The sequence below is a fragment of the Streptococcus suis YS161 genome (assembly GCF_002760245.1).
GTDB lineage: Bacteria > Bacillota > Bacilli > Lactobacillales > Streptococcaceae > Streptococcus > Streptococcus suis_I.
This window is the reverse complement of sequence record NZ_ASCA01000070.1, coordinates 1-11,117: the sequence shown is the minus strand read 5'-3', so window position 1 is coordinate 11,117 and position 11,117 is coordinate 1. Positions and strand designations below refer to the sequence as shown.

13 protein-coding genes and 2 pseudogenes are annotated in these 11,117 nt (G+C 41.6%); 6 read left to right on the top strand and 9 right to left on the bottom strand.

Annotated features, from left to right (window positions below; all coding sequences use genetic code 11):
* Positions 1-100: 100 nt before the first annotated feature.
* The 6 genes and pseudogenes from SST111_RS09605 to rsmH form a co-directional block, all read right to left on the bottom strand.
* Positions 101-328, bottom strand: a pseudogene (locus SST111_RS09605) (hypothetical protein); the annotation flags it as partial.
* Between the two features lie 107 nt (positions 329-435).
* Positions 436-728: pseudogene (locus SST111_RS09600) on the bottom strand (hypothetical protein); the annotation flags it as partial.
* An 83-nt stretch (positions 729-811) separates the two neighbouring features.
* Positions 812-1,810, bottom strand: coding sequence for a phospho-N-acetylmuramoyl-pentapeptide-transferase (gene mraY, locus SST111_RS09595; protein WP_099810985.1), 999 nt, complete (start codon positions 1,808-1,810; stop codon positions 812-814).
* Position 1,811: 1 nt separating this feature from the next.
* Positions 1,812-4,061: a penicillin-binding protein PBP2X gene (gene pbp2x, locus SST111_RS09590; RefSeq protein WP_099810983.1), complete on the bottom strand. Its 2,250-nt coding sequence runs from the start codon at positions 4,059-4,061 to the stop codon at positions 1,812-1,814.
* Positions 4,061-4,384, bottom strand: a complete 324-nt coding sequence (gene ftsL, locus SST111_RS09585) for a cell division protein FtsL (protein WP_002937992.1) — start codon at positions 4,382-4,384, stop codon at positions 4,061-4,063. Before ftsL ends, pbp2x begins: the two co-directional genes overlap by 1 nt.
* A 10-nt stretch (positions 4,385-4,394) precedes the next feature.
* Positions 4,395-5,345, bottom strand: coding sequence for a 16S rRNA (cytosine(1402)-N(4))-methyltransferase RsmH (gene rsmH / locus SST111_RS09580; protein ID WP_099810980.1), 951 nt, complete (start codon positions 5,343-5,345; stop codon positions 4,395-4,397).
* Between the two features lie 419 nt (positions 5,346-5,764).
* On the opposite strand from rsmH, the gene SST111_RS09570 reads away from it, so the two are divergent.
* From SST111_RS09570 to SST111_RS09545, 6 genes are read left to right on the top strand one after another with little or no spacing between them, the layout of a single operon-like run.
* Positions 5,765-5,953, top strand: a complete 189-nt coding sequence (locus tag SST111_RS09570; protein ID WP_099810976.1) for a helix-turn-helix transcriptional regulator — start codon at positions 5,765-5,767, stop codon at positions 5,951-5,953.
* A 15-nt stretch (positions 5,954-5,968) separates the two neighbouring features.
* Entirely contained in the window at positions 5,969-6,169 is a 201-nt protein-coding gene (locus tag SST111_RS09565; RefSeq protein WP_044781462.1) for a hypothetical protein, read from the top strand.
* 13 nt (positions 6,170-6,182) lie between these two features.
* The gene (locus SST111_RS09560) at positions 6,183-7,265 is read left to right on the top strand and encodes a DUF3278 domain-containing protein (RefSeq protein ID WP_099810974.1); all 1,083 of its coding nucleotides are present in this window, start codon (positions 6,183-6,185) and stop codon (positions 7,263-7,265) included.
* A gap of 12 nt (positions 7,266-7,277) precedes the next feature.
* Positions 7,278-7,622: an MFS transporter gene (locus SST111_RS09555; protein ID WP_099810971.1), complete on the top strand. Its 345-nt coding sequence runs from the start codon at positions 7,278-7,280 to the stop codon at positions 7,620-7,622.
* Positions 7,612-7,959: a hypothetical protein gene (locus tag SST111_RS09550; RefSeq protein ID WP_032511029.1), complete on the top strand. Its 348-nt coding sequence runs from the start codon at positions 7,612-7,614 to the stop codon at positions 7,957-7,959. The genes SST111_RS09555 and SST111_RS09550 overlap by 11 nt, the downstream gene beginning before the upstream one ends.
* A gap of 52 nt (positions 7,960-8,011) precedes the next feature.
* Positions 8,012-8,440: a NusG domain II-containing protein gene (locus tag SST111_RS09545; protein ID WP_099810970.1), complete on the top strand. Its 429-nt coding sequence runs from the start codon at positions 8,012-8,014 to the stop codon at positions 8,438-8,440.
* A 41-nt stretch (positions 8,441-8,481) separates the two neighbouring features.
* Here SST111_RS09545 and menA read toward each other — a convergent pair whose 3' ends face one another.
* The 3 genes from menA to SST111_RS09530 all read right to left on the bottom strand — a co-directional run bounded on the left by menA (position 8,482) and on the right by SST111_RS09530 (position 11,036).
* Complete coding sequence (gene menA, locus SST111_RS09540; protein WP_180274052.1) at positions 8,482-9,438, bottom strand: 1,4-dihydroxy-2-naphthoate polyprenyltransferase; 957 nt, start codon at positions 9,436-9,438, stop codon at positions 8,482-8,484.
* Positions 9,431-10,480: an FAD:protein FMN transferase gene (locus SST111_RS09535; protein ID WP_099810968.1), complete on the bottom strand. Its 1,050-nt coding sequence runs from the start codon at positions 10,478-10,480 to the stop codon at positions 9,431-9,433. The genes menA and SST111_RS09535 overlap by 8 nt, the downstream gene beginning before the upstream one ends.
* 76 nt (positions 10,481-10,556) lie before the next feature.
* A complete protein-coding gene (locus tag SST111_RS09530) occupies positions 10,557-11,036 on the bottom strand; it encodes an FMN-binding protein (RefSeq protein ID WP_002942658.1) in 480 nt (159 codons plus the stop codon).
* Positions 11,037-11,117: the final 81 nt, after the last annotated feature.

The window sequence follows — 11,117 nt, the reverse complement described above, 5'->3', positions numbered from 1 at the left end:
TTTAACAGTCCACTGGACTGTTAAACCCAATCAACCACTGCGCTGAGATGTTGACACGAACCCTGAGAAGCGAGATTGGTCTTTTTGCCCAGCCTACAAAAGCCTGCATAGCTACTTTTTTACCGATATTAGCTCCGACTGTCTTGGATACTTTATTGAGAAGAACTGCTGAACCACCTGCTCCAAACATGACACCAATGTAGGCAATAATGCGGATTTGAACCTCTTCTGAAATTTCCTTCCCTTCACCAACAAATAATTCATCTTCACCAAAAAGATAAGCGATTTGTTGCGACAAATTCAAGGCAAAACCAAAATACTGAGCTATAGTCGAATGAATTAGCTTTCAGACAAGGAACTGAGGCGCAGGCTATACTAAAGTATGGCAAGGCGAAAGTGACGATGTATCAAAGATAATTCAAATGACTATATATCAGCAGTACCTGCCGCCACCGCTGTAAATGGATTCCCCGGTAAAACAGCTGCGAAAGAAATCAAAGATGTTTTCGTAGTCATATCATTAGTGATTTTTTCAGCTTCCTTACGCAAAGCTTTTGTAGTGAAGACCGCCGTTGGTCCATCCGCAATAATTTTATCTAGATAGGGACTATCTTTAAAACGAGTCTTCAAAAATTCTTCCGATTGACTTTAACCATAGGAAGTTGACTAGCAGCTGTCATGGTTTGAATAACCACTCCATATAACTGTTCTTGATCGAATTGTTCCATTTTTATCCTCCACTAATGCTCTCTCTATCCCCCGACCATATTTGTCAAGGTAAAAAAACAGCATTTCTGCTGTTTCTGACATTTTATAGATAAAGAATAGCTAGGGTAATCAAGCTCATGATGAGACCGACTGACCAGAGGAAAAAATCAACTTTCCACTCGCTCCATTTCTCAGCTTTTCCGTTCAAACCTCCAAGCTCCAAATGGTGATGAAAAGGAGTCATACGGAAGATACGACGACCTTCTCCAAAGCGTTTTTTGGTGTATTTAAAATATGAAACTTGCAACATAACAGAGGACGTTTCAATAACATAGACCAGGCCGATAAGGAGGAGAGTCCATTCCTGACGGAGGGCAATTGAAATAGTTGCCAACATACCGCCGAGAGCCAAGCTTCCCACATCACCCATGAAAATCTTCGCTGGTTTACGGTTATAAACAAAGAAACCGAGCAAGCCACCAATCATGGTCACACAAACTAGAAGAATATCAAATTTTTGCTCATTGAAGGCGATGACAGAGTAAGCTAGAAGGCTGATAACAACTGAGATAGAAGCCAATCCATCAATACCATCTGTCAAATTAACTGCATTTGAAAAACCGACCAGCCAGAACAGAACAAATGGGAAATAGAGAACTCCCAGATGTACCATGTGACCAAATACATTCAATTCTCCGCCACCTGCTCCTCTTACGTGGACAAAGTAGAAGACAATCCCTCCTAAAATTTGTAGAGCAAGCTTTTGTTTAGGATTAAGACCTTCATTTATTTTACGGAAAATTTTTAAAAAGTCATCCAAAAATCCTACTACACCATAAAGGGCAAGGATGAAGAGGATGGCAAGGACACCACCCGTCAACAGTTGAAAGGCCGTTGCAAACAACAAGCTGACAAGAATCGCAACAACGAGAAAAACTGTTCCCCCCATTGTTGGTGTACCTGCCTTAAACTGATGTTGTTTCACATCTTCGTGCATCTGTTGCCCCTCGATACGTTTGGCTTGATAAAATGTAATAAATCGTGGAATTAAGAGAACGGTTGCTAGAAAAGCTACCAATCCCGACATAAGTACGAATTGCATGTTAGTCTCCTAAGGTTATTGTTATTTTCTCAGTTTTATTCAAAGCGGTACCAACCTCTACACTTTGGTCGACTACTTTTGAACCCGTTCCTTTATAGGTCACTTCAATACCAGTCCATTCAACAAATATATCCATATTCTCTTTGGTGATTGCGTACAAGTCTGGCACTTCTTCGAATTTATTTGTCAAGAGTAGAACCTGTTGGTTGGCGATTACGTTACTTCCTTTTTCGACTGAAACTTTTTTAATTTCAGCACCGTTTCCAAGGATAACTGGTTGAACTAATTGACGGCGAAGTTCCTCAGCCGACTCGCCTGGTGCCTTACCAATGAAGTCTGGCAATTGATACTCTGTCTCATTAGCGACCCGGGTCAATGCTGGCGCAGGTGAATCCAGATTCAAATTGTCTTTCAACAGCATCGCTTCTTTCAATGTAGGACTGACAATGTCACGCCAAGACAGGACATTTAATACTTCCGGTTGGCGAATGGTCACATACATGATAAATTCAGGGTCCTCAGCAGGGATCATGGCTACTACAGAGTTGATATAGGCACCTTTAATATACCCTTGACCATCTTCGCTGGCAATTTCCGCCGTACCTGATTTGACTGCAATATCATAGCCATCAACCTGAATTGCAGGCCCCTGTAAATCATGTGAGTAGAGCGTACCATAAACAGGGTCAGTACCGACATTAATCATATAGCGAAGTGTATCGTCGGCAGCTTGTTCAGAAACTGGATTTCCCACTTCTTCTTTCGAAGAAACTCTAGCTGTATCTGTATTGGGATCATAAAGAGCTGAGATGAATTTAGGCTCTAGCATAATACCGTTATTCGCAATGGCGGTAAAACTACGAAGCATCTGTGCTTGGTTTGCAGAAATCCCCTGACCAAACGATGACATGGCGATAGAAACAATATTATCCACTGGTACCATTCCTGGTGCCTCGTCTCCCATACCAAAACGCGTTGGGTAGCCAAAGCGGAATTTAGCGAGGTAATTTAGCCATTTTTCATCTCCCATCTGTTGCTGCAATAAGGTCATCCCAACGTTACTGGATAGGGAGAAGCCTTGCGCATAATTGAGAGTCACAGCTGAATAACCTGCATTGAGGGTCCAGTCATTGATTTTCGCGTCTGCAATAACGTACTCATTATTGGTATAATAGGCATTTGGGTCAAAGGTTCCATTATCGATAGCTGACGCTACTGTTAGCACCTTCATTGTTGAACCAGGCTCAAAGGCCTCTTGATATAAGAGCGACCGCTCTAGTAGGCCTTCTTGTCCCAGACCTTCTTTGGTATCTGAATCATAGCTTGGTCTTTGGGTCGTCGCCAGTATTTCACCCGTCTTGGCTGAAACCAAAGTTGCATTCGCATATCGCCCTTTTGCGTTATCAAAGAAGGTATTCATATTGGTTTCAAGAGAACGTTGCAGATCGGCTGAAATTGTCGTATAGACATCCTGCCCGTTTACTGTCTCCGTTTCAACCTTTTCTGTCCCAGGTAGGACACGGCCTTGACTATCTTTCTCGTAGATAACCTTTCCGTCTTGACCAGCCAGAATATCATTCAGATAATATTCTAAACCACTCACACCCTGTAAGCTATAACTACCATCCTTGTTTTCAATCGGATTAGCTAACCCGACAAAAATTGAAGCAAAATTTCCATTCGGATACATCCGTCCTGGACTAGCGTCAAAGGCAATCCCTTCAATACCTGCCGCCTTCATCTCTTCTTGGATTGAGGACATTGTACTATAGGAAATATTCTTACCTAAGGTCCCAAAGTACACCTGCTTCAGTTTCGGTTGATTTAGCTGCTCCATAACATAATCTGTCTCCATTCCGAGATGCTTTTTAAAGATTTCTGCTACTTTGCTGAACTGAGAAGACTGCACATACAAAACTTTTTTCAGTTCTGACACATATTCTGTGTCAATGATTGCATAGACTGTATAGGTCGTTGAATCTTCTGCAATAGGAATTCCTGTACGGTCGTATATCGTCCCCCGTTTAGCTTGAACGGTGACTTCACGCTGGTGTACCGCATCAGCTCTCTCTGACAAGTCCACCCCAAATTTACTATCAGTGCCGATAATATAGGCAAAGTTGATTAAAAAGAGAAAAAAGACGAAAACCGTCAAAAGAAGTAGGCTCTGTCCTACTCTTCGACGATTTTTTGACGGAACATATCGTTTTTTCAAGACATACCGCAAGAGTTTATTATTTCTTCTGGGCATTATTCGGCTACTCCAATATTGTCATTATTAAAAGTTAATCCAGCTTTTTCAGCAATTTCCATCAAGCGAGCTGAACGTGTTAATTCATTGACAGCTTGCTTTGCATCGTTAATTTCAATCTGTTTTTGGCTAATATCTTGATTGACTTTGGCCATGCCAGATTGAAGTTGCAAAAGCCGCGTTTGCATAAAGATAATTCCTATCGCAAGGGCTAATCCAGATAATACGATGCTTGAATAGAAGGCTTTTTCTACACGTGTGAAGGTTCTAATTTTATCACCGATAACCCGCATAGTGGCTTCTCTACGTTTTTCTTGCAACATAGACTCTCTCCTATTTATGTACTTTCTTAGCTACACGCAGTTTGGCTGAATGCGCGCGATTATTTGCCTCTAATTCTTCTTGACTAGGTAAGATAGGCTTACGATTGACCAATTCAAGTGGCGCCTTCAAGTCGTCTGGAATAAATGGCAAACCTTTTGGAACATCAATCGTACTTGCTTCTTTGAAGAGTTGTTTGGTCAAACGATCTTCTAAAGAATGGAAAGTAATAACAGAAATCCGTCCATCCAAAGCCAATAAATCAATGGCCTGCTGGATAGACTCATCCGCCGCTCCCAACTCATCGTTGACCTCAATCCGAATAGCCTGGAAAATCTGCTTGGCAGGATGCCCCTTCTTCTTAAGTTCCTTGGCTGGCTTGGCAGATTTGATCAGCTCTGCCAACTCAGTCGTTGTTTCAATCGGCTTGACTGCACGCGCCTGTTCAATCTTACGAGCAATCTGCTTGGAAAATTTATCCTCACCGTATTTAAAGAAAATCCGTACCAAGTCGTGATAGTCATATTTATTGACCACATCATAAGCCGTCAAATGTCCCTCACGATTCATCCGCATATCAAGCGGAGCATCTTGTTTGTAAGAAAAGCCACGCTCTCTTTCGTCTAACTGTGGACTGGACACTCCCAGGTCGTAACAAATTCCATCAATCTCTGTTACACCCAACTCTGCCAAGCGAACCTTGAGATTGCGGAAATTATCCTTGATAAAAGTGACTTGTCCTTTTTCAATGTAGGCTGCCAAGCGGATTTGGGCATGGTCAATGGCCGTCTGATCCTGGTCAAAGGCATAGAGATGCCCCCCATCTGTCAACTGACTGAGCAGGTACTCGCTATGACCTGCTCCACCCAGCGTTGCATCTACGTAAATTCCGTTTGGCTTGATGTCTAACATATCGACTGTCTCATGCAAGAGAACAGTTGTGTGATTAAATTCCTTGCTCATATCTTTTCTATTGTACCACAAAACAATACAAAAAGTTGTTGCAAACTTTTTACAAAAAATATGTCAAATATAGTTGACAACATCTTTGGATAGGTCTATAATAACATTATAGATAAATGTCAAGTATAGTTGACATCAACAGGGAGGCCTCCCACATTTTTTTACAAATATATGTCGGATATAATTGACAACATTTTAAAGAGGCTGGGCTCAAGCCCAGCACCGCTTCTCAAAGTTAGTGTCAACATCTCAGCGCAGTAGTTGATTGGCAGATTTGTTCGTGTTTTACACTCCAAATCTGACCTAATCAACTGTGCGGGGGTGGGAAGACGAACTCTTCTATGAATGGTCGAGTTCTTTCCCACTCCCTCATTTTTAGACAATTGTGTCAGATATAATTGACATAGAAAGGAGGGCACATGAACCGTGTCAAAGATTATCGCCTACTGCTAGGTATTTCTCAGCTGAATCTGGCCAAGGCCATCGGCGTATCCAGGCAGACCATCAACATGATTGAAAACAACAAGTACAACCCCTCGCTAGACCTCTGTATCAACCTAGCCAAAGCTTTACAGACCGATCTTAATAGTCTCTTTTGGAATGAATAGAAAGGAAAAATTACCATGAAAAAGAACACACGTCAAGCTCTTATCTCTACTCTTATATTTATCCCGCTCTTCGTCCTCTTTCAGCTTTGGGGCAATAGCGGAGCAGAAATCTTGCACACCATCAGCCAAGCCAAATTCTGGATACAATTGCTGATTGCTGGGACCATCTACTTCTTAGGACTAGCCTACCTACCTCTCATTTTCCGTCGTAAGTAAATAGGAGTATCGTATGAAAAAGGAAACTTTTCAAGATAAATTAATCAAACGATTTTACGGTATCGCTGGTCCCCTAGATGAATACCGCAAACAAGAAGCCTTCCGACTAGGCAATACCTGCTTTATCCTGCTCTTTTGGGGCACCATGGCTCTTACCTTACTGGCAATTACCTTATACAAACGCTTCCCAGAAGTCGTTGCCTATGGCTACCCAACGGCTCTACTCCTATCCACTCTTTCCGCCAGTATGTATATGACATCCAAGATGCGTCACAGTCAAGTGGACAGTTTAGATGTAGAAGAACTAACTAGCAAGGAACAGAAACAACTAAAGGGAGCCAGTATCACATTCGCCCTCTATTTCACTACCGTTATGTACATCTGGGTGGTTGTTTTCGGTGCCTGGATGGAGGGGCTCAATCCTCTCGACCACCTATTTGACCTCCGAAAATTCCTCTCTGCCTGTCTAGGCGGTCTTTTCACAGGCATTGCTCTTGAAATCATGTTACGCAAACGCATGAAAAAAGCAGAACAATTCACTGTCAGCTCTGCTATTTCCAAAAAAGAACCTAAGTGGCTCCAAAATATGATACGGCACTTCTATGGTATCCGTGGGCCTTTAGACGAGTACCGACGGACCAAGGCTGATGCTATCGGCGGACAGGCATTTATCTACCACTTCTACTTCCTTGCTCTTGGAAATGCTGTCGCCTACTTCCTTGCTATCCGCTATCCTGTGGAGGTTGCCAACTATTATCCAATGACAATTGCTCTCTTTAGCTTTATCTTGCTAGGTGTCGTCAATATGCAGACCCTCCATGCTGACTTGCCCCAATATGACTTGGATGAGCTTAGCCCTGAGGAAAGACAAGGACGGCCCCTTAACCCACTTCTTTGGGGACTGGGAGTTGCCCTGCTTTCGACAGTTTTTGCTGGAGTGGCAGACCTCTTTAGCCTCAATCTTCCCCTAATGGATTCCATTTTCCACGTAAAATCCCTCCTCTTCGGTGGCACGATGGGTATCTTTGCTAGCATTGCCCTGTCTGCCTTTGCCTATCTGCATAAACTGGAAGCAGAAACTACTAAGAAAAAATAAGGAGCTACCATCATGAATAAACCTTTCTCTCCCAAGCAAACCTGTCAATTTTTTGTTCTATTTTATGGATTATTTTCTGCCTTCTTCATCTACTCTTACATGGTCAATGAGCCGATTAACGGTTCATTCTTACTTACCTTACCGACCGTTCAGATTATCAAATCCTATCAAACAGCAGAAGAAAAACGCTACTTTATCATTCAAGCCGTCTTTGCCCTGTTTGCCATGACCTTGACCTATTCCGTGGGCATTTGGCTAGGACATGTCAAACCACTTATCCTCATCCTTCCTGCTGGATTTGCTCTGGCTATTCTTTATCGATTGTATTTCAAAAAGGAGAAAACAGATGAACGTTAACAAACCGAAACTTATACTCACTTTGATTGTTCTCTCCTATACAGCAATTTGCAGCCTGTATATACATAGCTACCTGACTGGGGACAATCCACCAATCTTTATCTTACTGTTCACTATGCTTCCAATCTTGAATAGTGACTGGCAGACTAGCAGCCCAGAAGCAAATGCTGTCCAAAAAGCTATCTATCTTTATCATAAACCACTGCTCTGGTTTCTCTTTGCAGGTTTTGCCCTAACTTTCTCCATTGTATTTTTCGCTGGGAAAATTCAGCCACTCCATGCTGGATTTTGGGGAATATTAGCCATCCTACTCTTCTTTAGACAATTGAAAAAGTAGGCTGCATCCAACATTTTACAAAGTAGGATTTTTTCTATAGAATAGATTGTATATGACATTCAAATCCATTCTCAAACAACTCAAACTATTTGATTATATCTTAATCGGACTCACCCTTGTTTTATCCTTTCTTCCAGCAATTTTTACCTATGCACATCTGACTACAGATGCAAATGAGGCAAAAACAATTGCCTATGTCCGCATCAATGGTGAGGTGGTCGACCAATTTGAATTATCAAAGGACACACCCCATCAAGAAAAGACCTACTATCCCAACGAAGGGCAATACAACATCATTGAAGTTGATGGCGAACGCATTCGGGTCAAGGAAGACAATAGCCCTGACCAAATTGCTGTTATGACCAGCTGGATTAGCCAGCCGGGTCAGCTCTCCGTCTGCCTGCCCCATAATCTCTTGATTGAAATCAAATCCGTTGGCGGGGAAAACACTGACGAAGAAGAACTTATTTTGCCACTATAAGAAAGAAGACACAGCCTGATAAATGACTGTGTCTTTCCTTTTTAGAAAATAAGGGCTAAAGCAAGTATCACCACATATAGCAGCGCAAAGAGTACAAAACTCTTTACTGCCTCGATAAAGGTTTCCCGTTTGACTTGCTTTTTCAAAAATGTTTCTAGACTCTTATAAGCAGGCCAAACACCGATTAAACCGGCCAGTGCCCAAATTGGTAAGAATCCTATCAGACAGTAGATTATCCACAGCAACCATGGTAAACTTGCCAAGACAAAATACAATTTAAGAGCATTTTTCTTGCCAATATAGTAAACCAGAGTATAACGATGGTTGCGAATATCTTCCTCTAAATCACAGGTATTGTTGGCCAACATGATATTGGCAATCAAGGTTACCAAAGGAATAGACATGAAAATAATTTCTATTATTTTTATCCAAGAGAATTGCAGGGTCATCCACTGGCCGCTCACTTGGCTGGTCAGTAGCAAATCTGGTTGCTGAATAAATACAGCAAGAAAGAAGATGCCAAATCCCATAGTTACTCCAGAGAAAACTTCACCCAGCGGCATTCTCGAAAGTGGAATAGGTCCAAAGGTATAAAAGATACCAATGAGGAAACAGAGAGCCCCCATTGGTAATAGGAGCCAGCTGGTCCGCCAAACTAGTACTAATGAAATAATCACTGAAAAAATGAGTAAGGCAAAGACGATTCCAATCATCTGCCGAAAATCAAGGGAGAATTTCCCAATCACATTACTTTCCTGACGATAGGTTTCATCCTTGGCCTTGTGGTAGTCCATGCTATTGTTGATGGCAGTTGTACACATGTCAAAGCTAAGGACGGCAATAATGAAGAGGAGTGTATTGAGCCAATTGAAAGCTTGATAGCGATACAGGCTCCATAAAATCCCCAGGGTCATCGGAAAAACACTGGCTACCTTGGTCTTCATTTCAACAAATTCTAGAAATACAGGCAAACTGAGCCCTTTAGTTGATTTATTCATTGACAAGATGATACTCCTCATTCGTTAATTCAAAGCTTTCTTTCAAGCCATCACTCAGATGAACGCCCTGCTCCTTATCGATGAAAACAGCTTCTACACCGTCAATCTGATTGATAAAGTCAAGACCTTTTTCCACACCTAGTAAGAAGAGAGTTGTGGATAAGACATCTCCTTGGATAGATGTTTTGGAAAAGACTGTCACACCTGAGATATCGTTTTCCACAGGATAGCCAGTTTTGGGATCAAGAATATGGTGATATTTGACACCGTCCACCTCTAAGTAGCGCTCATAAATACCTGAGGTAACAACCGAATCATGTGTCCCTGGCACAGAACCGACCGTTGATCCACGCACTTGGTCTGGGTCTTGAACTCCAACATTCCAACCATTTTGTGTCGTTGGCGAATCCCCCATAACCACTACATTCCCACCTAGATTGATGATAGCAGTCGTAATCCCTTTGCTGGCAAACAATTCTCTAACCTTATCTGCAATGTAACCTTTGGAAATAGCTCCTAATTCTAAGGTCATTCCTTCTTTGATAAATACGGTCTTCTTCTCCTTATCTAAAGTAATATCTTTATAATTGATAAATGGCAGAGCAGCTTTGATTTCTTCATCACTCGGCTTACGTGCATCCTCATCTCCAATTTTCCACAGATTGCTCACAGCTCCAATGGAAATGTCAAATAGCCCCTGACTTTCTTTACTCATGTCAATAGCTGTTTCAATCACTTCAAAGGTACGTTCATCAACCTTGACAGCTTCTTTTCCTGCTGCCTGATTGATACGGTAGACATCTGCCCCTTCCAAGTTTGTGGACAACAGACTTTCCATCTCCTTGATATAGGAGACAGCTTCATCCATCACTTCTTCCTGGTTTTCATGATAAATGCTCAATTGCACTACTGTGTGAAGTAAGCTTTCACTACGAGTCAACGGAGTTTTCACAACAGATAAACTTTCGTTTTGTTTAGCACCACAGGCAACAAGCAAAACCATCAGTAGACCCACGAACAATAGACTTGCAATTTTTTTCACTGATTTTACCTTCCCCAAAAAATAAGAAGACACAGTAGCCAAACAAGTGCGACTGTGTCTTTTTGAACTGACTAAATTAGTCAAGTTTTACAGTTTCTGTTTTTCCTTCAGCAGCTGCTGCAAGAAGGGCTTCTGTACTCTTCTTGAAGTCTTCAGAAGTCTGAGTTGCACCTGAGACAACTTCAACAGCTGAAAGGTCTTGTTCTTTCACTAAAGCTGCATTAAGTTGTTCGATTGCTTCACCAGCAGAAACTCCAGCTTTATCTTTCATGTTTTTGTTGTACTCTTCATTTGCTGATTTAAGACTTCCATCTTCAGCTTCGTAGTCAAATTTTGACTCACTGATTTTTCCATCTTTAACAGTCAATGTGTGAACAATTTTGTAGCCATAATCGTCTTTGCCTGACTCAGCTTTGTAAGTACCATCTTTCAATACTACTGTTTCTGTAGTTGAAGATGAAGTTGAAGTAGATTCTTGTTTAGAACCGCAAGCAGCAAGTGCAAATACCGCACCAAGAACTACCAAACTTTTCAACACAACTTTAGTTGTTTTCATAACAATACTCCTCGTAAAATAAGTTTATGGGGATTTTTCAATCCCAAATTTTTAATGAGTGTAATAATGTTAACTTGACTA

Bases quoted from the DNA above. Each gene is read 5' to 3' on its own strand.
- rsmH (WP_099810980.1), bottom strand. From the start codon at position 5,345: ATGAGCAAGGAATTTAATCACACAACTGTTCTCTTGCATGAGACAGTC.
- ftsL (WP_002937992.1), bottom strand. From the start codon at position 4,384: ATGTTGCAAGAAAAACGTAGAGAAGCCACTATGCGGGTTATCGGTGAT.
- SST111_RS09530 (WP_002942658.1), bottom strand. From the start codon at position 11,036: ATGAAAACAACTAAAGTTGTGTTGAAAAGTTTGGTAGTTCTTGGTGCG.
- SST111_RS09550 (WP_032511029.1), top strand. From the start codon at position 7,612: ATGAACGTTAACAAACCGAAACTTATACTCACTTTGATTGTTCTCTCC.
- mraY (WP_099810985.1), bottom strand. From the start codon at position 1,810: ATGCAATTCGTACTTATGTCGGGATTGGTAGCTTTTCTAGCAACCGTT.
- menA (WP_180274052.1), bottom strand. From the start codon at position 9,438: ATGAATAAATCAACTAAAGGGCTCAGTTTGCCTGTATTTCTAGAATTT.
- SST111_RS09555 (WP_099810971.1), top strand. From the start codon at position 7,278: ATGAATAAACCTTTCTCTCCCAAGCAAACCTGTCAATTTTTTGTTCTA.
- SST111_RS09570 (WP_099810976.1), top strand. From the start codon at position 5,765: ATGAACCGTGTCAAAGATTATCGCCTACTGCTAGGTATTTCTCAGCTG.
- SST111_RS09545 (WP_099810970.1), top strand. From the start codon at position 8,012: ATGACATTCAAATCCATTCTCAAACAACTCAAACTATTTGATTATATC.
- SST111_RS09565 (WP_044781462.1), top strand. From the start codon at position 5,969: ATGAAAAAGAACACACGTCAAGCTCTTATCTCTACTCTTATATTTATC.
- pbp2x (WP_099810983.1), bottom strand. From the start codon at position 4,061: ATGCCCAGAAGAAATAATAAACTCTTGCGGTATGTCTTGAAAAAACGA.
- SST111_RS09560 (WP_099810974.1), top strand. From the start codon at position 6,183: ATGAAAAAGGAAACTTTTCAAGATAAATTAATCAAACGATTTTACGGT.